Annotated in this window: 17 protein-coding genes; 5 read left to right on the forward strand and 12 right to left on the reverse strand. The window is 66.5% G+C overall.

Annotated elements, in window-relative coordinates:
• Positions 1-25: 25 nt before the first annotated feature.
• Entirely contained in the window at positions 26-3532 is a 3507-nt protein-coding gene (gene smc / locus QQS52_RS05185; RefSeq protein WP_472772885.1) for a chromosome segregation protein SMC, read from the reverse strand.
• Between the two features lie 234 nt (positions 3533-3766).
• On the opposite strand from smc, the gene QQS52_RS05190 reads away from it, so the two are divergent.
• Entirely contained in the window at positions 3767-4330 is a 564-nt protein-coding gene (locus QQS52_RS05190; RefSeq protein WP_472772886.1) for a TetR/AcrR family transcriptional regulator, read from the forward strand.
• A gap of 54 nt (positions 4331-4384) precedes the next feature.
• On the opposite strand, the gene QQS52_RS05195 is transcribed toward QQS52_RS05190, so the two are convergent.
• From QQS52_RS05195 to QQS52_RS05215, 5 genes are read right to left on the reverse strand one after another with little or no spacing between them, the layout of a single operon-like run.
• The gene (locus QQS52_RS05195) at positions 4385-4666 is read right to left on the reverse strand and encodes an acylphosphatase (protein ID WP_472772887.1); all 282 of its coding nucleotides are present in this window, start codon (positions 4664-4666) and stop codon (positions 4385-4387) included.
• Positions 4667-4701: 35 nt separating this feature from the next.
• Entirely contained in the window at positions 4702-6201 is a 1500-nt protein-coding gene (locus QQS52_RS05200) for an alanine/glycine:cation symporter family protein (protein WP_472772888.1), read from the reverse strand.
• A 34-nt stretch (positions 6202-6235) separates the two neighbouring features.
• A complete protein-coding gene (mutM, locus tag QQS52_RS05205) occupies positions 6236-7060 on the reverse strand; it encodes a bifunctional DNA-formamidopyrimidine glycosylase/DNA-(apurinic or apyrimidinic site) lyase (protein WP_472772889.1) in 825 nt (274 codons plus the stop codon).
• Positions 7061-7089: 29 nt separating this feature from the next.
• Entirely contained in the window at positions 7090-7869 is a 780-nt protein-coding gene (gene rnc / locus QQS52_RS05210; protein WP_472772890.1) for a ribonuclease III, read from the reverse strand.
• The gene (locus QQS52_RS05215) at positions 7866-8414 is read right to left on the reverse strand and encodes a YceD family protein (protein ID WP_472772891.1); all 549 of its coding nucleotides are present in this window, start codon (positions 8412-8414) and stop codon (positions 7866-7868) included. Before QQS52_RS05215 ends, rnc begins: the two co-directional genes overlap by 4 nt.
• Before the next feature lie 172 nt (positions 8415-8586).
• On the opposite strand from QQS52_RS05215, the gene QQS52_RS05220 reads away from it, so the two are divergent.
• The gene (locus QQS52_RS05220; RefSeq protein WP_472772892.1) at positions 8587-9147 is read left to right on the forward strand and encodes a hypothetical protein; all 561 of its coding nucleotides are present in this window, start codon (positions 8587-8589) and stop codon (positions 9145-9147) included.
• 72 nt (positions 9148-9219) lie between these two features.
• Here QQS52_RS05220 and QQS52_RS05225 read toward each other — a convergent pair whose 3' ends face one another.
• Complete coding sequence (locus QQS52_RS05225; RefSeq protein ID WP_472772893.1) at positions 9220-9969, reverse strand: DivIVA domain-containing protein; 750 nt, start codon at positions 9967-9969, stop codon at positions 9220-9222.
• A 147-nt stretch (positions 9970-10116) separates the two neighbouring features.
• On the reverse strand, positions 10117-11463 hold the full coding sequence (gene gdhA / locus QQS52_RS05230) for an NADP-specific glutamate dehydrogenase (protein ID WP_472772894.1): 1347 nt from the start codon (positions 11461-11463) through the stop codon (positions 10117-10119).
• Between the two features lie 253 nt (positions 11464-11716).
• Here gdhA and QQS52_RS05235 point away from each other — a divergent pair, with 253 nt between their 5' ends.
• Positions 11717-12841, forward strand: a complete 1125-nt coding sequence (locus QQS52_RS05235) for a glycerate kinase (RefSeq protein WP_472772895.1) — start codon at positions 11717-11719, stop codon at positions 12839-12841.
• Here the strand turns inward: QQS52_RS05235 and QQS52_RS05240 are convergent.
• Positions 12838-13236 (reverse strand): hypothetical protein, encoded by a 399-nt coding sequence (locus tag QQS52_RS05240; RefSeq protein ID WP_472772896.1) that lies wholly within the window; start codon positions 13234-13236, stop codon positions 12838-12840. The genes QQS52_RS05235 and QQS52_RS05240 overlap by 4 nt on opposite strands.
• Before the next feature lie 36 nt (positions 13237-13272).
• Between QQS52_RS05240 and QQS52_RS05245 the strand changes: the two genes are divergently transcribed.
• Together QQS52_RS05245 and QQS52_RS05250 are read left to right on the forward strand one after the other, a co-directional pair.
• On the forward strand, positions 13273-14484 hold the full coding sequence (locus QQS52_RS05245; RefSeq protein WP_472772897.1) for an amidohydrolase: 1212 nt from the start codon (positions 13273-13275) through the stop codon (positions 14482-14484).
• A 94-nt stretch (positions 14485-14578) separates the two neighbouring features.
• Positions 14579-16954: a glycogen/starch/alpha-glucan phosphorylase gene (locus tag QQS52_RS05250; RefSeq protein ID WP_472772898.1), complete on the forward strand. Its 2376-nt coding sequence runs from the start codon at positions 14579-14581 to the stop codon at positions 16952-16954.
• Between the two features lie 79 nt (positions 16955-17033).
• Here QQS52_RS05250 and pyk read toward each other — a convergent pair whose 3' ends face one another.
• From pyk to QQS52_RS05265, 3 genes are all read right to left on the reverse strand, one after another.
• Entirely contained in the window at positions 17034-18458 is a 1425-nt protein-coding gene (pyk, locus tag QQS52_RS05255) for a pyruvate kinase (RefSeq protein WP_472772977.1), read from the reverse strand.
• A 111-nt stretch (positions 18459-18569) separates the two neighbouring features.
• Positions 18570-19463 (reverse strand): prolipoprotein diacylglyceryl transferase, encoded by an 894-nt coding sequence (gene lgt / locus QQS52_RS05260; RefSeq protein ID WP_472772899.1) that lies wholly within the window; start codon positions 19461-19463, stop codon positions 18570-18572.
• 37 nt (positions 19464-19500) lie between these two features.
• The gene (locus QQS52_RS05265) at positions 19501-20331 is read right to left on the reverse strand and encodes an indole-3-glycerol phosphate synthase TrpC (RefSeq protein ID WP_472772900.1); all 831 of its coding nucleotides are present in this window, start codon (positions 20329-20331) and stop codon (positions 19501-19503) included.
• Positions 20332-20418: the final 87 nt, after the last annotated feature.

Below are 20418 nucleotides of genomic sequence, written 5' to 3' on the forward strand. Positions count from 1 at the left end.
GCGTTAGTGAGGTGGGCCCAGGCGTTTAACCCCGGGCGGAGGCATCGACGCCGAGACGGGCGGCATCGTCAGCAGCCTTTTCGGTACCCGGAGCCGTGCCGGCGGGGTTCATGCGCTGGGAGATGACCCGGGTGATGCCGTCGCCGCGCATGGTCACGCCGTAGAGGACGTTGGCCACGTCCATCGTCGGCTTCTGGTGGGTGATCACGATGAGCTGCGAGTCGTTGCGCAGCTCCTCGAACAGGGCGATAAGCCGGCGCAGGTTGACGTCGTCGAGGGCGGCTTCGACCTCATCCATGACGTAGAAGGGCGAGGGGCGGGCGCGGAAGATGGCGACCAACATCGCCAGCGCGGTCAGGGACTTCTCCCCGCCGGAAAGCAAGGACAGGCGCTTGACTTTCTTTCCCGGCGGGCGGGCCTCGACCTCGATGCCGGTGGTGAGCATGGAATCCGGCTCGGTGAGCACCAAGCGGCCCTCGCCGCCCGGGAAGAGAGTGGAAAAGACCTTCGGGAATTCGGCCTCCACGTCGAGCCAGGCGTCGGTGAAAAGCTGCAGAATGCGCGCGTCGACGTCCTCGATGACCCCTTCCAGGTCGCGGCGGGCCTGGATGACGTCGTCAAGCTGCGTGGACAGGTAGCGGTAGCGCTCCTCCAGCGCGCGGTATTCCTCCAGTGCCAGCGGGTTGACCTTGCCCAGCGAGTTCAAGTCCTTCTCCGCCTGCTTGAGGCGTTTGTTCTCCGCGACCTGATCGAACTCCGGGCCCGGGGTGTAATCGCGCAGCAGGTCGGCGATGGAGATGCCGAGCTGCTCGGTGACTTTTGCCTCGGCTTCTTCGACGCGGACCTGGGCCTGGGTCTGAGCGACCTCGGCATCGTGGGCCTGCTGGGTGAGTCTTTCGGTCTGCTGCCGGGCTGAGGAGACGGCCTGCTTGGCCGAGGCCAGCCGCGCGTTGAGCACGTTTCGCTGGTTGACCAGCTCGTCGCGGCGCTCGGTAGCGCGGTCGAGGGCGTCCGCGGCCCGGGCGGCCAGGTCCTCGGCGTGGCGCTGCACGGCGGCCGCCAGGCGGGCCTGCGCGCGGCGGCGGGCCTGGGCGTTGTCGTGCCGCTGCTTGGCCAGGCGCTCGTTTTCGGCCTGGCGGCGCAGGTTGTCAGCCTTGCCGGCTACCTGGGAAACCTTTTCCTGCGCCGAGCGCGCGGCGTACTGGGCCTCCACCTGGCGGTTTTTAGCCTGCTCCAGCGCCGCCGATGCCGCTTCGCGCGCCGCGGAATCCGGCTCCTCGGTGGCCTCGTCGTCATCGATGCGGCTGAGCCGGTCGCGGATCTGCTCTAGTTCTTCGCGCGCCTTATCGAGCTCGACATCCAGCTCGGTGGCGCGGGCGGCGGCCTTCTCGTGCTCCTTGGTGTTCGCCTCGACCTGTTGGACTAGGCGCTGGTGATCTCGCTGCCAGGCCGCTATCTGGGCGTCGTGCTTCTGCAGGGCCGCGGTCGCCGAGGCCGCCGCGACGCGGGCCTCCTCGGCCGCCTGCTTGGCGCCCTCCAGGGTGCCGGACAGTTCCTCCGCGGCGGTCTGCGCCGCTTCCAGGCGCTGGCGCGCCTGGGCGATCTGCGCGCTGACCTCCACGGTCGAGGACGCGCCGGTGCCGGCCTGCAGCCAGCCCTCGCCGCAAAGGACCCCGTCGGGGGTCACCGCCCGCAGGCGCGGGTCGGCGGCGACGACCTCCCGGGCGGCATCCACCGTGGGCGCCAACACGACGTCGGCGAGCAGGCGGTTCAGGCCGGCGCTGACGGCGGGGGCTACCTCGACCTCGTCGAGCAACCAGCTGGTCCCGGCGGGCAGCTCGGCCTGCAGGCGCCAGCCGGAGCTGGCCGGGGCATCGGTATCCACCACGGCGGTGCGGGCGGCGCCGATGAGCTTATCCAGCACCTCGCCGTCGACTTGCCCGGCCTGGGCCTCGGCAAAGGCCCCCAGCGCCGCGGCCAAGGCGGTGTCGTATTTCGTGGTGACGTGCTCGGCCAGCGGGGAAAAGGCCTCGCCGAGTTCGATGGCCGGCGGGGCGGTCTGCACCAGGGTGTCGATCTGGGCGCGCAGCGTGTAAACCTCGCGGTCGCGGTCGCGCTGATCGTCGCGCAGCTGCTCGAGGCGCTTGTCGGCGGCGTCGGATTCGCTGGCGGCGCGCACGTGGGCCTCGTCGAGCGGCTCGCGCTCGGCCTGCAGAGCGGTGAGCTTGTCGCCGATGTCGTCGGCCTCCCGGCGGGCGCTGTGCACGCGTTCCCGCGTGGACTCGCACGTCGCCTCCTGGCGGGCCAGTTCTGCCTCCGCCTGCTCCACGCGGGCGGTCTGGGCTTCTTCCTGCGCGACTAGGCGCACCACGCCTTCGCGGCGGTCGGCCAGCGCGCGGACCTGGGCGCGGTGTTCCTTTTCCTCCGCAGCGTACTCCTCCTGGCGCGCGGCGACTTCTTCCTTGGCCTCCTCGAAGGCCTCGGCGGCGGATTCGGCGCTGGCCAGCAGCATCTCGTAGTCCTCGTCCGCCTGGCGGGCGCGAGCTTCTAGATCTTCGGGGTCCTGGCCCTGGTAGGCGGTGACCTCGCCCGAGGTGCGGGCGCGTTCGGCGGCAATGCGCAGGGTCGCCGCGACCCGCTCGCTCAGGTTGGACAGGTCGAACCAGACCTGCTGGGCCGCCTCCGCCGCAGGGGCGACCTCTTCCAGCTCAGTCTCGATGTCGAGCTGGGCGCCGGTGGTCTCCTCCAGCGCGGCCTGTGACGTGGCCAGGGACTCGGAAACGCGCTGGGTGGCCGCGCGGGCATCGTCGAGCTGGCCGCGCAGGGAAACGATCCGGGCACCGGCCAGGCCCAAACGGGCGTCGCGCAGGTCCGCCTGGACGGTGGCGGCACGCTGAGCGGCCTCGGCCTGGCGGGCCAGGGGCTTGAGTTGCTTGCCCAGTTCCTCGGTCAGGTCGGTCAGCCGGTCGAGGTTGGTCTGCATGCCGTTGAGCTTGCGCTGGGCCTTCTCGCGGCGGCGCCGGTGTTTGAGGACGCCGGCCGCTTCCTCAATATAGGAACGCCGCTCCTCCGGTCGGGACTCGAGAATCTCCGCGAGCTTGCCCTGGCCGACGATGATATGCATCTCGCGGCCGATACCGGAGTCCGAGAGCAACTCCTGGATGTCCATGAGCCGCGCCTTGGAACCATTAATTTCATACTCGCTGGCGCCGTCTCGGAACATGCGGCGGGTCACAGAGACCTCGCGGTAGTCGATGGGCAGCGCCCCGTCGGCGTTGTCGATAGTCAGGGTGACCTCGGCGCGGCCGAGCGGCTTTTTGTCGCCGGCGCCGGCGAAGATGACGTCCTGCATCTTGCCGCCGCGCAGCGTCTTGGCGCTGCCCTCCCCCATCACCCACGCGAGGGCGTCGACCACGTTGGATTTACCCGAGCCGTTCGGGCCCACCACGGCACAGATCCCCGGCTCGAATTTGAGCGTCGTCGCCGAGGCAAAGGACTTAAAGCCTTTGAGCGTGAGTGATTTCAGGTGCATTGGACAAAGTCTAACAACTTATCCTGCCCTGGCCGCGCACCAGACGCCGCTAACCACGGCGGATGACACCGTTTGGGTATAAGCGCAACCCATACCAAACGGCGTCAACATGTCAGGTAAAATTTTGCTGAACTAAGTTAAAATTTCCCGTAAATCTGCTCTAGGATTAAATCTTGAACCTTAGTTCAACTTCCCCGGTTGAACCCTACCCAAGAAAGCTGAGTTGAGAACAAGGTGACCACTCCTCAGGCCCGGGCCTTGCGCGCTCACAACGAGCGCAGCAAGCACGAGACCCGCCGGGCAGTTTTCCAGGCCGTCAAAGTCCTCGCTAAGGACAAGCTCTTTGCCGATATCACGGCCTCCGAGATCATCCGGACCGCGAAGATCTCGCGGTCCTCGTTCTACCGTCACTTCCCCACCAAAGACTCAGTAGTGGAACAGTTCATCCACCGCGTCTTCGACGAAATCGGCACCACCCCCTCGGCACGCGATTCCCTGCGCAGCTACTGGGCCGCGGTGCTGGACAAGACCTGGCAGTACCGCGAGGAGCTGACCCTAGCCATTTCCGCCGGCGCGCACTACCGCATCCTGGAAGAGCTCAACAAGAACCTCGCGGAATTCGACGACACCATCGCCGGCGTGACATGGAACGGGCTTTTGTTCAACATCATCATGTGCTGGGCGGATAACGATTTCTCCATGCCCAAAGAGGAGCTTTTGGACCGCGCCGTCAAGGTCACCCGCTCCCTGCCCGAGCCGCCGAACCTGGTCTCCACCACGATCCGTCCACCGCGCTAGCAGCCGCTGACAGCCATTAAGAGCCGTTGACAGCGGCTAAGGCGCTGGGGGCTTTTAGCGCTCGATGAATCCTTCCTCGCCCCGCGGGTCAGAATACTGTTCCACGACAGTATCCACCCGGCCGGGGCGAGACGTCGTTGTGGGCTCTTCCCGCAGCAGCTCGAGCAGCCGCGCGCAGCCTTCTCCCAGCCCTTCCGCGACGATCTGCACGCGCCCGTCCCGCAGGTTGGTCGCGTGCCCGGACAGCCCGAGCTCCAGCGCCCGCGAGCGGGTCCACCACCGAAACCCCACCCCTTGAACGTGGCCGTGGACGAAGGCGGTCATACGCGTGGTCATTGTGCTGTCACCTATTTTCTGTTGCGTGCGGCGGGCTAGGACTTGTCCGGGGTGGCATCGTCGCGCAGGATCTGGCGATCCTCGACGCTGCGCCGGGTGACCGGATCGCTGCCGTCCCAGCACTCGACGTTCTTAGCCTCAGGCAGCATGTCCCGGTGGAAGACCGGGTCCACGCCCTTGCGGCGCTGCTCGTTGTAGTTCTTGAGCAGCTTGATGGCCACGCCGCTCAGCGGCACGATGGCGATGATGTTGAGCACGACCATGGTCCCGGCGCCGGTATCTGCCAGCGAGAAGACCAGCGGCAGCGTGCCCACCGCGCCGAACCAGACGAAGAAGAGGACGACCAGGCGGAAGACAACCAACACGGCCTTGGAGCGCGACAGGTACTCCACGTTGGCCTCGGCCAAGTAGTAGTTGCCCAGGATGGAGGAAAACGCCAGGAAAAACAGGACGAAGGTCACGAAGTGGATGCCCCAGTCGCCCACCTCGGACGACAGCGCGGTCTGTGTCAGGGACACGCCCTCGGCCTCCTCGCCGTAGTTGACCTCGGAGCCCAGCAAGATGATGAAGGCGGTGATGGTACACACGACCAGGGTGTCGAAGTACACGCCCAGGGTCTGCACCAGGCCCTGCTTGACCGGGTGGGAGACGGTGGCGGTCGCCGCGGCGTTCGGGGCCGAGCCCTCGCCCGCCTCGTTGGAGAACAGGCCGCGCTGGATGCCCTGCATCATGGCAGTCCCCAGGGCGGCGCCGGCGATCTCTCTGAAGCCGAGCGCGTGGCCGATGATGGCCTCGAACATGGCCGGGACGGCGTCCAGGTTGGTCACCACCACGAACAGGCCCACAATCAGGTAGGCGCCGGCCATGAACGGCACGATGAGCTGGGTCATGTTGGCAATGCGCTGGACGCCGCCGAAAATGATGAGGCCGGAAATCGCAGCGATGACAACGCCCACGATGGCCTTGAAGGCGAAGCTGTCGTTGCCCATCGAGGTCGACAGGGAATCCGCGATGGCGTTGGTCTGGAAGGCGTTGTAGACAAAGCCGAAGGTAAAAGCGATGGCAATGGAGAAGACTACACCCAGCGGGCCCCAGCCCAAGCCGCGCTTCATGTAGTAGGCCGGGCCGCCGCGGTAGGCGTCACCGTCGCGGACCTTCCACAGCTGGGCCAGCGTGGACTCGATGAAGGCGGTCGCGCCGCCCAGAATGGCGATGATCCACATCCAGAACACCGAGCCCGGACCGCCCAGAGAGATGGCCACGGCCACGCCGGCGATGTTGCCGGTGCCCACGCGGGAGGCGGCCGAGATGGTAAACGCCTTGAAGGCGGAGATGCCGCCGTAGTCCTCGTCCTCATCGCGGCCGGTGCCGTTGGGCCGCTCGACGACGGCCTTGAACATGTCGGGCACCATGCGGATCTGGACCAGAACCGTGCGAATGCCGAAGAAGATGCCCGCGCCGATCAGCAGCCACGGCACCACCCAGGTCCACAGGAAATCGTTGCCTGTGCCAACGATGTTTTCAAGAAAAGTCATGTAAATAACATAGCCTAGATCACCCTGTGGGAGATCACCCGAAGATCTGGCACTGCGGGCAGTAGGACGTCGAGCGCCCGCCGAGGACCCGCCGCTGCAGGAGGCTGCCGCACCGCCGGCACGGCAATCCCGCCCGCCCGTAGGCGTTCAAGTCGCGGGAAAAATACCCGGACTCACCGTTGACATTGACGTAGAGGGAATCGAAGCTCGTCCCGCCGGCCGCCAGCGCGGTGCGCATGACCGCCGCGGCAGACTTGACGACCTCGCGGGCTCGGTACTGTCGCAGGGCGCTCGCCCGCTTTCGGGGGTCGAGGCCGGCCAGCCACAGGGCCTCGTCAGCGTAGATATTGCCGATCCCGGACACCACCGTCTGGTCCAGCAAGACCGTTTTGATGGGGACCTTCTTCGCCGTGATCCGGCGCGCGGCGGCCGCGATATCGAAGTTCGGGTCGAGCGGATCGCGGGCGATGTGCGAGATGGTTGCCAGCGGCCCGAAGTGCCAGCGGCCGAAGGTGCGCTGGTCGATGAAATCTAGCTCCACCCCGCCGGACAGCCGCGTGCGGATGCGCACGTGGGCGGAGTCGTTGTGACCCACCCGCAGCTGCCCCGACATGCCCAAGTGGATGAAGACCACGTTGCGGGCGGGGTCTGCGACGGGCTCGTCGGCCAGCTCTAGCCACATGTACTTGCCGCGGCGGGCCACCGCGCGCACACGGGCGCCCACGATGAGCTCACCCAGCGGCGCGTCCTGGCCGCGCGTGGCGCGCGGGTGGAGCACCTCGACGGATTCAAAGGTGCGCCCGACTACGTAGGGCTCTAGCCCACGGCGGACGACCTCAACTTCTGGTAATTCCGGCACAGTGTTTCAGGGTCTTCGGCTTCGCGGGATTAATCCGACCCCGCGCCCGGGTGCGCGGCGCCGGCGACCAGCCGCGGGGACTCGCGCAGCTTGTCGCAAGCCAGGTGAGCGGCCTGCTGCTCCGCCAGCTTCTTGTTGTGGCCCTCGCCGCGGCCGAATTCCTGGCCGTTGACCAGGGCGACGGCGGTGAAGGTCTGATCGTGCTCGGGGCCGGTGGAGCTGGCCTCGTAGACGGGCATCGGCGCGTGCAACTCCGCGCACAGCTCCTGCAGGGTGGTCTTCCAGTCCAGGTGGCGGCCGGCGACGGTGGCGGTATCAATCTTGTGCCTAAACAGGCGCAGCACCACCCGGCGGGCGGTCGCGAAGCCGAACTGGCGGTAGATAGCACCCAGCAGCGCCTCCGTGGTATCCGCCAGGATCGACTCCTTGTTCGCCCCGCCGGAGGACTGCTCGCCCTTGCCCAGCAGGATAAAGGGGCCCAGGCCGATCTCCCGGGCGATGTCCGCCAGACCGTAGCGCGAGACGATGGAGGCGCGCATCTTGGAAATATCGGACTCTGGCCGGGACGGGTACTGCTCATAGAGCTCCGCGGCCACGGACAGGCCCAGTACGGCATCGCCCAGGAATTCCAGGCGCTCGTTGTTGGGCAGGTGGCCGTTCTCGTTGGCGAACGAGCGGTGCGTCAGCGCCAGGCGCAGGTGCTCATCGTCCAGGTTGACCTGGAGCTTCTCGCGCAGGGGCTCGTGATCCACCGCGTCGTAGGCGGCCGCCCAGGCGGCCAGCGGGTCTAGCTTTGCTTTCTTGCTCACAGGAACTTCTCCAGTCGGGCCCACCGCGGGTCCACTGCCTCGTCGTCAGGGTCCTTTTCACCGGACACCCCGGCGGTCACACCCTTGGGGGTTTGGATATCGCAGCCGTTCTCACAGACCGGGGCGAAAGGCAGGCTCAGACCGACCTCGTCGATGAGTGGCTGCAGCAGATCGACCTCGTCGCCTTCGACCTGGCCGATCTCGTCGCCGGAGCCCTGCTCTTCCTCGGACTCCGGGTCGCCGGTGATGAAATCCGCGTCGGCGGCATAAACCTGGCTGACGTGGATGTCCAGCGGCGGGTTCAGGGGGCTTAAGCACCGGGAGCACTCGCCGTGCAGGAGGCCGCGCACGTCGGCATCGACAAGCACGCCTCCACCCAGCGGGGTCAGGGTCGCGTCCACGGTGAGCTCCTCGCCCTCCGACACGGCGAGCATTTCGCCGCCGATGCGCGCTGGGGTGGGACCAGTCTGGCTGCGCTGGGTCGGCAGGCCCTCGGCAGACGCCCCCAGCAGCGAAGCAACGTTGAATTTCAGTGGTGAAGTCATATCACCGGATATCCTACCCCGCCGGTCAACACCGCGGCGCGCCGCCCAGCCCCACAGCTGGCGCACGACTTTCCCGGCTAATCTGTCAGACCCCTGGGCACGCGGTCATAATGCGTTAGGTAGGCAGGTTTTCCCTTTAACAGCGCCGGCAGGCTACCTAAACTGGTAGACCATGAACATATCCATGTTGGCGGGCCTGCGCGAGGTGGCGTGGTCTTTCCCCCTCGCGGTCGTCGCCCCGACAGTCTGCCTGGGCGTGGTGGGCTGCCTTGTCCGCCGGCTACGCGGCCCGCACCCGGCCGGGCTAACCGGTACCACCGGCTCCCGCCTGCGCCGCGTCTGCCTCAGCGCACTGTTGACCGGCATGCTCGTCGGCGCCCTGCTGTTTGTACCGGTCCCCTTCGAAATCACCGTCATGCTAGGCGCGGCCTGCATGGCGGTCTGCGCAGTCCAACTGACCTGGAGCGCGAAGGAACCACTCAGCGCCGCGTTTTGTTCCGTGGGCGCGCTGACCACCGGGATCGGACTGGTCCATGCCTCCGTCTACGCGCTGGGGCTGCTCACCGGCCACGTCACCAGCGGTGGGGAAGGCGATCTGCTGACGTCCTTCCTCTTGCTGTGGCCACTGTGCGCGCTGCCCGGGCTCATCTTCGCCCTGATCGCAGCCTGCCTCAACATCAAGTCCGCGTCCGCCGAACCGGTACCTTCCCAGCGCACGCCGGCGTATTTCTAGCTACCGCGCCCGGCCCTCCCCAGCGCCCGCTGCTCGTCCAGCGGGCGCTTGCGCTTGCGCTAGAGGTTTGAGCTAGCCGCGGTTGTCGTAACCGGCGTCGTAGCCGTCGTAGGAGTCCTGGCCGTAGCCGTTGTAACCGCGGGAATAATCGCTGCCGCCGACCCGGCCGGCGGCGCCGGCGCCGCGGCGCAGGGCGGAGCGATCCGAGGAGATGGTGCGCAGCACGGAGTTGAGGGTTTCTTCGAATTCACCGAGCTTGTTGTCCACGAACTCGTCGCACTCAGTGCGCAGGCGGTGGGACTCGGAGTGGGCGGTGTCCACGATCCGGTGGGCTTCCTCGTTCGCCCGGCGCGCCACCTCCGACTCGGAGACCAAGCGGTCCTGCTCTTCCTGGCCGGCAGCGACTGCGCGTTCGTAGGACTCCTGCCCCTGGGCGACGGCACGCTCGGCGTCGGCGCGGGCCTTTTCCACGGTGGAGTCGGCCTCGTTCTGCGCGCGCTCGACCAAGCCGTTGGCGTGAGCCTGGGCGTCGGCGACCATGGACTCGGAGTCCGCCTGGGCACGGGCGATGATGTGATCGGCCTGCGCGTTGGCGTCCACCACGGTCTGCTCGGCGCGTTCCTCCGCGCCGCGGATAATCTCGTCCTGCTTGTCCAACACGTCCTGCGCGTCGTCGATCTCGACGGGCAGGGCGTTGCGCAGATCGTCCAGCAGGGCGAGCATCTCGTTGCGGGGCACCATGCAATTCGAGGTCATGGGAACGCCCCGGGCTTGCTCCAGGTTCTGTACTAGTTCATCAAGGCTTTCGAATACGCGGTACATAGTGACCAGCCTAGCCAGCGCGACCGGCCGCAGCGGCTTCCCACACTGGAATAGGGCGGAAAATCTCAAGTTTAACTTGAGACTATTTACGCCCCGTGCCGCAGACGCTTAAGCGCCCGCGGTATACCCACGCGGGCTGCGCCGGTTTTAGATGACGCCTTGGGCCAGCATGGCGTCGGCAACCTTCTTGAAGCCAGCAATGTTCGCGCCGGCGACGTAGTCGCCCTCGCGGTTGTATTCCGCGGCGGTCTTGTCGATGTTGGTGAAGATGTTCGACATGATCTGGCGCAGGCGGTCGTCGGTGTAATCGAAGGACCAGGAGTCCCGGGAGGCGTTCTGCTGCATCTCCAGCGCGGAGGTGGCCACACCGCCGGCGTTGGCGGCCTTGCCCGGCACGAAGTTGACGTGGGAATCCTGGAAGGCGTGCACGGCCTCCGGGGTGCACGGCATGTTGGCGCCCTCGGCCACGTACTTCACGCCGTTGTCAATGAGCTGGCGGGCGGCGTCGCCGTCCAGCTCATTCTGGGTCGCGCACGGCAGAGCCACGTCGGCAGCCACCGACCAAATCCCCGCGCCCGCGTGATAGGCGACGTTGCCGCCGGCCTCCTCGGCGTAGGTCGAGATGCGCTGGCGGCGGTTTTCCTTAACGTCCTTGAGCAGCTCGATGTCCACGCCGTCCGGAGTGGTGACGTAGCCGGCGGAGTCCGACATGGCGACCACGGTCGCGCCGAGTTCCTGAGCCTTGGCAGCGGCGTAGATGGCCACGTTGCCACTACCGGAGACAATCACGCGGGCGCCGGAGAGGTCCTCACCGTGGGCCTGGACCATCTGCTCGGTGATATAGACGGTGCCATAACCGGTTGCCTCGGTGCGCACCAGGGAGCCGCCCCAGCTGAGGCCTTTGCCGGTCAGAACGCCGGACTCGTGCTGGTTAGACAGGCGGCGGTACTGGCCGAAGAGGTAGCCGATTTCGCGGCCGCCGACCCCGATGTCGCCGGCGGGCACGTCGCGGTACTCACCGATGTGGCGGTGCAGCTCCGTCATGAAGGACTGACAAAAACGCATGATCTCCTGGTCTGTCTTGCCCTTCGGGTCGAAGTCCGAGCCGCCCTTACCGCCGCCGATGGGCAGGCCGGTTAGGGAGTTTTTGAAGATCTGCTCGAAGCCCAGGAACTTGATGATGCCCAGGTTGACCGACGGGTGGAAGCGCAGACCGCCCTTGTACGGACCCAGCGCCGAGTTGAACTGCACTCGAAAGCCGCGGTTGACGCGGATATTGCCTTCGGCGTCGGTCCACGGCACGCGGAAGATGAGCTGACGTTCCGGCTCACAGAGCCGCTCGACCAAGCCGTAATCCGCGTAGTGGGGATCCTTTCCCAGCACGATCTTGAGCGAGTCCAGAACCTCGGAGAGCGCCTGGTGGAACTCCGGCTCGCCCGCGTTCCTCTTCAGCAGCTTGTTGTAGTAATCGGAAATCTGGAGGTCTACGGACATCTCTTCTCCTGTACTCGGAAGTAACTAGTTGGCTTGGGCCAGCCCCTAAAACCGCGGGAACCTGCCTAGTGACAGTTTCCTAGGGCGGAACTGCTTTCGCAACCACCCTTTAGCCAGCACGGAAGAACCCAGCCTCCCTACCTGTACTTTTGCATACTATCTTTTCTGTCACTTTACCGAAATTGAGGGGTAGAGCCGCGTGCCGCACGGTGGTCCGCAGGTAGCGGGAGGCGCGTGCCATATAATTGCGCCCATGCATATCGTCGTCGCCCCAGACTCTTTCAAAGGTACTGCTAACTCGAGCCTGGCCGCCGCCGGCCTGGCCTCCGGCATCCGCCAGGAGCTACCCGAGGCCACGGTGGTGACCTGTCCTCTAGCCGACGGCGGCGAAGGCACCGCGCACACGCTCGCCACGGCAGCCAGCCTGGCGGGCCGCCAGCTGGACCGCGTGTGCATCCCCTCGGTGGACGCGCTGGGGCGGCTGACCGAGGCGGAGTACTACCTCGATCCGGAAACCGCCACCGCCTATATCGACGTCGCCGCGGCCACCGGCCTGCCCGCAGTCGCCGATAGCCCGGATCCGCTCCGCGCGGATTCCTTCGGCACCGGCGTCCTCATCGCCGACGCCGAGACCCGCGGCGCCAAGTCAATCGTGCTAGGCCTGGGTGGCAGCGCAACCATCGACGGCGGCATCGGCATCCTGTGCGCTCTGGGTGCAGCGCCCCACGATGCCCGCGGGCTCGCCCTAGCCCAAGGCCCGGCCGAGCTGGTGCGCCTGGGCGATATCGACACCGCGCAGCTGAACTCCAAGGCCGGGATGCTGGACTACACCCTACTGGCGGATACCCGCTGCACCCCAAGGGAGGCGTCGTCCATGTACGGCCCGCAAAAGGGCGCTAACCGCGAGCAGGTCGCCCTGCTGACCGGCGCGCTGCTTAACCTGTGCGAATTCACCGAAGAAGACCCCACCACCGAGTACTTCGGCGCGGCCGGAGCGATCCCGGTGGGTCTTAGCTGGATGTCGCGCATCCTGTGGGGCAACGACGAACATGTGCGCGTTCTAAGCGGCGCCGAGTATGTCGCCGACGCGCTCGACCTCGACCGGCACCTGGCTGAGGCGGACGCCGTGGTCACCGGCGAGGGGCGCTTCGACGCCCAGTCGCTGACCGGCAAGGCCGTGGGCACCGTCGCCGACCGCGCGGCAGCCTCCCCCAACGCACCGCGCGTTGCCATCGCGGCCGGCCAGTTCGCTGACGATGCCGAGCTGCCCGCCGGCAGCTTTCACGCCGCGCTGCCAGCGGGCGGCGAGATGCCCGAACGCCTTCGCGCGGCCGGCCAGGCCCTGGCCCGCCAGATCCAGGAAGAGCTAGGGTCTTAGCGCTGGATATCCACGGTCCACGGGAAGATGGCGGGGCGCTCGTGGGCGGTCTCGTCTTCGAGCAGGACGTGGTCCTTGGGCAACGCCGCATGCGGGGTGAGAAGGCGCGCGAGCACCATCGTCAGCTGGTTGATGGAACCGGTAGCCCCCTCCACGGCCAGGGCGTAGCGCCGTACCTCGGCATTGTCGAGGTCGCGGTCTTCGTGCTCGTCGCGGTAGGTCTGGCGCAGCTGTTCTTCTACCCCCTCCGCCAGGCGCGGAGTATCATGACGCTTTACACTCGCCTGGGCCAGCTGCCCGTTGTCGACTAGCCGATCCAAGGCTTCGCGGAAGACTTCTTCCACGCGGTCGGCTTGGTGGTCGGGGACGAGTACATCAAACTGAATAAGTGGCATGCAGGTAACCCTACCCAAACTATCGGAGTGAGATCTATGGCTTCCCCCACAAAGAATCCGGAGTTCGTCCGCGACCACGGCGTCGACCTGACCTGGCAGGAGGGTTTTTATCAGGATCTCCACCGCCACCCGGAGCTCTCCCACGAGGAGGAACGCACCGCGGCCCAGATCCGCTCCCGGCTAGCCGGCCTGGACTGCGAGGTCGTCGACGGCATCGGCGGCTTCGGGATGGTTGCCGTCTTCCGCAACGACGCTACCGAGGCCACCCCCACGGCCCTGATGCGCGCCGACTTCGACGCCCTGCCGGTGCGGGAGGCCACCGGCGCGGACTACGCGTCCACCAACGGCGCCATGCACGCCTGCGGCCACGACATGCACGCCACCGCCCTGCTGGGAGTGTGCGAGGTTCTCGACGCCCGGCGCGACGCCTGGTCCGGGACCTTCCTGGCGCTGTTCCAGCCGGCCGAGGAGTCCTCCATGGGGGCGAAATACATGCTGGCCGACGGGCTAACCGACCGCGTGCCCAAACCAGACGTCTGCTTCGGCCAGCACATCATGCCTGGGCCGGCCGGCACGGTGCAAAGCACGCCCGGGCCCATCATGGCCGGCTGCGACAGCCTGCGCATCCGCGTCTTCGGCCGCTCCGCCCACGCCTCCATGCCGCACAACTCCATCGACCCGACCTTCCTGGCGGCGATGATCGTGGTGCGGCTGCAGGGCATCGTCGGCCGCGAGGTCGCCCCGCACGAGTTCTTTGTCATCTCCGTCGGCGAACTGCACTCCGGGGATAAGAACAACATCATCCCGGCCTCCGCCGAGCTGGTCCTCAACACCCGCTACTACGACCCGCAGGTGGCCGAACGCGTCTACGCCAGCCTGGAGCGCGTCGTGCGCGCCGAGTGCCTGGCCTCCGGCAGCCCGCAAGACCCGACCTTCGAGTACTACGCCCACGGCGAGGTCACCGACAACGACGCAGGCGTCGATGCCGCCCTGCGCCCGGCCTTCGACGCCGTCTTCGGCGAGCAGTCCGTGACTTCCACAGGCAGCACCGCCTCCGAGGACTTCTGCTATCTCCCGCAGGCCTGGGGCGTGCCCTATTATTTCTGGCACGTCGGCTGCACCCCGGCCGCGCAGCTGGACGACCCGCCGGTCAACCACCAGGCTGACTTCCTGCCCGACTACGCCCCGACAGTGGCCGCCGCCACCCAGGCGGGTCTTACCGCGGTACTTGCCTATCTGGGTCGCTAAGGCGCCCCGCGCGAAGTCGGGCGGGGCGGGCTACCTTCCGTTACAGTAGGCAGTGTTTTTACACTCTCCCCTCGACGCGAAGGTGTCTTAGCCCATGGCCTCTCCCACGGATTTTTCCTCTGCCATCCCCGGTCACGTCCGCGCCGCCGCCGGCGTGACTCCGCCCAACGCCTCTAACCGCAAGTACTGGTCCGGCCTCGCCAACGCGGTCATGGACCACATCGCCGCGGACTGGGAAACCACCCGCCGCGCCTACGCGCCGGCCCGCCGCCAGCACTACTTCTCCGCCGAGTTCCTCCAGGGCCGGGCCCTCCTCAACAACCTCACCAACCTGGGCCTGGTCGATGACGCCCGGGAGTATGTTCAGTCCACCGGCCGCGAGCTGGCCGACGTCCTAGAGGCGGAGCACGACGCGGCCCTGGGCAACGGCGGCCTGGGGCGTTTGGCTGCCTGCTTCCTAGACTCCGCGGTCACCCAGAACCTGCCGGTAACCGGCTACGGGCTGCTCTACCGCTACGGCCTGTTCAAGCAGACCTTCGACAACGGCTACCAGGTCGAGAAGCCGGACGCGTGGATGGAAAACGGCTACGACTTCCTGGTCCGCCGCGCCAGCACGCAGCGCCGCATCCACTTCGACGACATGGACGTACGCGCCATCCCCTACGACCTGCCGATCACCGGCTACGGCACCCGCAACGTCGGTACTCTGCGCCTGTGGAAAGCGGAGCCCATCGATGATTTCGACTACGATGCCTTCAACTCCCAGCGCTTTACCGACGCCATCGTCGAGCGCGAACGCGTCATGGACATCTGCCGCGTGCTCTACCCCAACGACACCACCTACGAGGGCAAGGTCCTGCGCGTGCGCCAGCAATACTTCTTCGTCTCCGCTTCCCTGCAGGAGATGGTGGACAACTACCTCGAGCACCACGGCGAGGACCTGCGCGGCTTCGCCCAGTACAACTGTATCCAGCTCAACGACACCCACCCGGTGCTGGCCATCCCGGCACTGCTGCGCATCCTGCTCGACGAGCACCAGATGAGCTGGGATGATGCCTGGAAGGTGGTCACCGAGACCTTCGCCTACACCAACCACACCGTCCTGGCCGAGGCCATGGAAAAGTGGGAGGTCTCCATCTTCCAGCGCCTGTTCTGGCGCATCTGGGAACTGGTCGAAGAGATCGACCGCCGCTTCCGCGAGGACATGGCCCAACGTGGCCTGGACCAGGGCACGATCGACTACCTGGCCCCGGTGGCAGACGGCCAGGTCCGCATGGCCTGGATCGCCTGCTACGCCTCTTACTCCATCAACGGCGTGGCGGCCCTGCACACCGAGATCATCAAGGCCGACACTCTGCGCGACTGGCACGAGATGTACCCGGAGAAGTTCAACAACAAGACCAACGGGGTTACCCCGCGCCGCTGGCTCAAGATGTGCAACCCGCGGCTGGCGGACCTGCTCACCCGGGCCAGCGGTTCGGACAGCTGGGTGACCAACCTGGACGAACTCGCCGGCCTCGCCGGGCTCGCCGACGGCCCCGACGGCGCCGCGCTGCTGGACGAGCTGCGGGAGATCAAGGCCGCTAACAAGCGCGACTTCGCCGAGTGGATCTACCGCCACCAGGGCGCCGGGGTCGATCCGGCTTCCCTCTTCGACGTGCAGATCAAGCGCCTGCACGAGTACAAGCGGCAGCTGCTCAACGCGCTCTACATCCTGGACCTGTATTTCCGCATCACCCAGGACGGCGAAGAGCCGACGCCGCGCACCTTCATCTTCGGCGCGAAGGCCGCGCCCGGTTACGTGCGCGCCAAGGAGGTAATCAAGCTCATCAACTCCGTGGCCGACCTGGTCAACAACGACCCGGCCACCCGGGATATCATCCGCGTGGTCTTCGTGGAAAACTACAACGTCTCCCCCGCCGAGCACATCATCCCGGCCGCCGACGTCTCCGAGCAGATCTCCGTCGCCGGCAAGGAGGCCTCCGGCACCTCCAATATGAAGTTCATGATGAACGGCGCACTGACACTTGGCACCCTCGACGGGGCGAACGTCGAAATCGTCGACGCCGTGGGCCGCGAGAACGCCTATATCTTCGGCGCCCGCAACGACGAGCTGCCGGGCCTGTGCGAGAACTACACCCCGGGCGCGCTCTACCACGAGGTGCCCGGCCTGGCCCGCACCCTGGATGCCCTGACCAACGGCACCCTGGACCGCAACTTCGACGACCTGCGCTCCAGCCTTCTTGATGGCTACGGCACCTCCGCCGCCGACACCTACTACGTCCTGGGCGACTTCGCCGACTACCGCGACAAGCGCGACCAGTCGGGCGCCGACTACGTCAACGACCCGCGCGGCTGGGCCCGCAAGTGCTGGCTGAACATCTGCTACTCGGGCCGCTTCTCCGCCGACCGCACCATCCACGACTACGCCACCGAGGTCTGGCATCTCGACGCCCTACCCATCGACTAGGACTTAGACACGGTCAAGCGCCCGGCACCGATTCCAGGTGCCGGGCGCTTGCGCCTTAAGCACAATGCCTTAGGAAGCCTTAGGAGGCCTTAGGAGCGGGTCTTCCCAGCAGGTGGCACTGGATCATGTTGGTGTTGCCAGAGATTCCCGGAGGGGTACCGGCGACGACGACCATCAGGTCGTTCTCGTCGTAGGCGTCCATGGACAGCAGGGCCTCGTCCAGGGCCTGCATCATCTCATCGGTCGAGCCGACCTGCGGGCTCAGGAAGGTCTGCGCGCCCCAGGTCAGCGCCAGCTGGGAGCGCACCGCCTGGTTCGGGGTGAAGACCAGCAGGGGCAGCTGCGAGTGCAGGCGGGCCACGCGGCGGGCGGTGTCGCCCGAGGTGGTAAACGCCACGATGGCCTTCGCGTTGAGGCGCTCGGCGATGTCGCGGGCGGAATAGGAAATCACGCCGCGCTTGGTGCGCGGGACGTGCGCCAGCGGCGGCACGCGGCCGTCGGTCTCCGCGCGAGAGACGATCCGGGCCATGGTGCGCACCACGTTGTGCGGGTCCACGCCCACGGAGGTCTCGCCGGAGAGCATCACCGCGTCCGCGCCGTCCAGCACGGCGTTGGCCACGTCGGAGGCCTCCGCGCGGGTCGGGCGGGAGTTTTCGATCATGGAATCCAGCATCTGGGTTGCCACGATAACCGGCTTCGCGTTCTCCCGGGCGATCTGGACCGCGCGCTTTTGGACCAGCGGGACCTGCTCCAGCGGCACCTCGACGCCCAGATCGCCGCGGGCGACCATGATGGCGTCGAAGGCCAGGACGGTAGACTCGAGCGCGTCCACGGCCTCCGGCTTCTCCAGCTTTGCGATGACCGGCAGGCGGCGGCCCTCTTCATCCATCACCTCGTGGACCAGGTCCACGTCCGCGGGCGAGCGCACGAACGACAGGGCGATGAAGTCCACGCCCAGGCGCAGGGCGAAGCGCAGGTCCTCGATGTCCTTCTCGGACAGGGCGGGCACAGAGATGTCCATGCCCGGCAGGGACACGCCCTTGTTGTTGGAGACCGGGCCGCCCTCGGTGACCTCGCAGATGACGTCGTTGCCGTCGACTTCCTTGCAGACCAGAGCCACCTTGCCGTCGTCGACAAGCAGGCGGTCGCCGGGCTTGGCATCGTTAGCCAGGCCCTTGTAGGTGGTGGAGACGCGGTCGTGGGTGCCCTCGACGTCGTCGATGGTAATACGGACTACCTCACCGGTTGCCCAGTAAGTCTCGGTCTCCTTGAAGCGGCCGAGGCGGATCTTCGGGCCCTGGAGATCGGCTAGGATGCCGACCGCGCGGCCGGTCTTATCCGTGGCTTCGCGCACCCAGCGGTAGTTCTGCTCGTGATCAGCGTGGTCGCCGTGGGACATGTTGAGACGGGCAACGTCCATGCCGTCTTCAACCAAGCGGTGAATAGCGTCTTCGCTCGCGACCGCAGGGCCGAGTGTGCATACGATTTTGGTTCTTCTATCCAACATCTATCTGTGCCTACTCCTGTAATGGTGACTGCCTAACCATTCCCAACGTACCCCGCCCCCGCGGCCGGTGCCACTACAAAAGCGGAAACACTCCCACAGATTCCCACATCAGGGCTCGGAGCGCTCCTGCCCCGCCCCAGCGAACTTCGGTTCCACCTCGTCCGCGGACTCCTGGCCGCGCGGCAGGCGGAAAAAGACAATGCAGGCCGTCACGAAGACCACCACGGAAACCAGCACGTTGACGCGCACGTCGAAAATCAGCGTGGCCTCATCAGTGCGCATCTGCTCGATGAAGAAGCGGCCGAAGGTATACCCCATGACGTAGAGCGTGAAGACCCGCCCGTGCCCCAGCTTCCACGCGCGGTGCGCCCACAGCAAGAACAGGCATACGGCCACGTTCCACAGCAGCTCGTAGAGGAAGGTCGGGTGGACCGAGGCGATGACCTCACCCGTAGAGGTGCCGCTGACCGGCGCGACCCGGCCGGCCTCGTCGACGCGGTAGTAGATGTCCAGCGCCCACGGGACATCGGTTTCTGCCCCGTAGAGCTCCTGATTGAACCAGTTGCCCAGGCGGCCGATGCCCTGGGCCAGCACCAGCCCCGGCGCCACCGCGTCCGCAAACGGCCCCAGCGGGATGCCCTTGACCTTGAACATCACCCACAGCGCCACCGCCGCCAGCACCACCGCACCCCAGATGCCGAGGCCGCCGTTGGTGATCTTCAGCGCGTCGACCGGGTTGCACTCGGCACAAAAGTACTTGTCGTAGTCCGTGATGACGTGGTAAAGGCGACCGCCGATGATGCCGGCGGGGATGACCACGATGGCAGCGTCCCAGACGGTGTCCGGGTTCCCGCCCATCGCCCGGTAGCGGCGCAAGGTCATCCACATTGCCACCAGGATGCCGGCGACGATGCACAGCGCGTAGGCGCGGATAGGAATCGGGCCTAAGTGCCACACGCCCTGCGGCGGGGACGGAATATTGGCCAAGTTCAAAATCTGCACGTACACAGTGTGCCCCAAAGCCCACCCGAATGCGAGATCAGGGGGTCTTACGCGATGGGCACGCCGGGTGCTTGCCGGCGGCCACCAGGCTGCGGGCCAGGGCGGTGGGATCCTGGGCGGTCATCACCGACTCGCCCACTAGCACGGCGTCGGCGCCCTGCGAGGCGTAGCCAAGTAAGTTGCGGGGGTTTTCCACCCCGCCGACGGCGATCCGCAGCAGGGATTCGGGCAAGCCAGGCACGATCTCGGCGAAGGTCCCGCGGTCGATGGCATCCGAAGACAGCGACCACGCGTTGATGCCCACCACGGTACCGCCCGCCTGTATGGCTCGGTCCGCGTCTTGGCTGCTGCGGATTTCCAGCAGGGCCACCATGCCGAGCGACTCGATCCGGTCCAGCAGGGCCTCCAGGCGCGCCTGCTCCAGCAGCGCGACCTGCAGAGGGACGACATCCGCGCCGAAGCAGCGGGCCTCGTGGATCTGGTACGGGTCGACGATGATGTCCCGGCAAATCATCGGCACCTCGGTGGCAGCGCGGATAAGCCGCATATCATCCACCGATCCGTGGAAACGGCGCCGGTCGGTCTGGCAGGCCATCATGATCACCCCAGCCTCTTCGAAGCTACGGGCAAGCCGCGCCATCCGCTCCGGGTTGCCCAGGCGCGCAATCTCGCCTAGGTATGGCACCGCCCGTTTGAATTCGGTGATGACCGAGCAGCCGCTGGTTAAAAGCGCCGCCTTGGCGTCCCGGGGCGGTTCCATGGACCGGGATTTCGCCTTGATGTCTTGGAAAGAAACCTTCGCTTCGCGCGCGGCTACGTCTTCGAGGACGCCGGTGACTAGACGGTCAACGGCAATAGGGGTGGGCACCGGGGCACCTCCTCGAAGTAAGCGACAAGGATCACATGCGCAGTTTCACCTAAGGCTATCCCTTCAAGCGTGCCCAGCGGAAATCCA

The sequence above is a fragment of the Corynebacterium sp. 1103A genome (assembly GCF_055700955.1).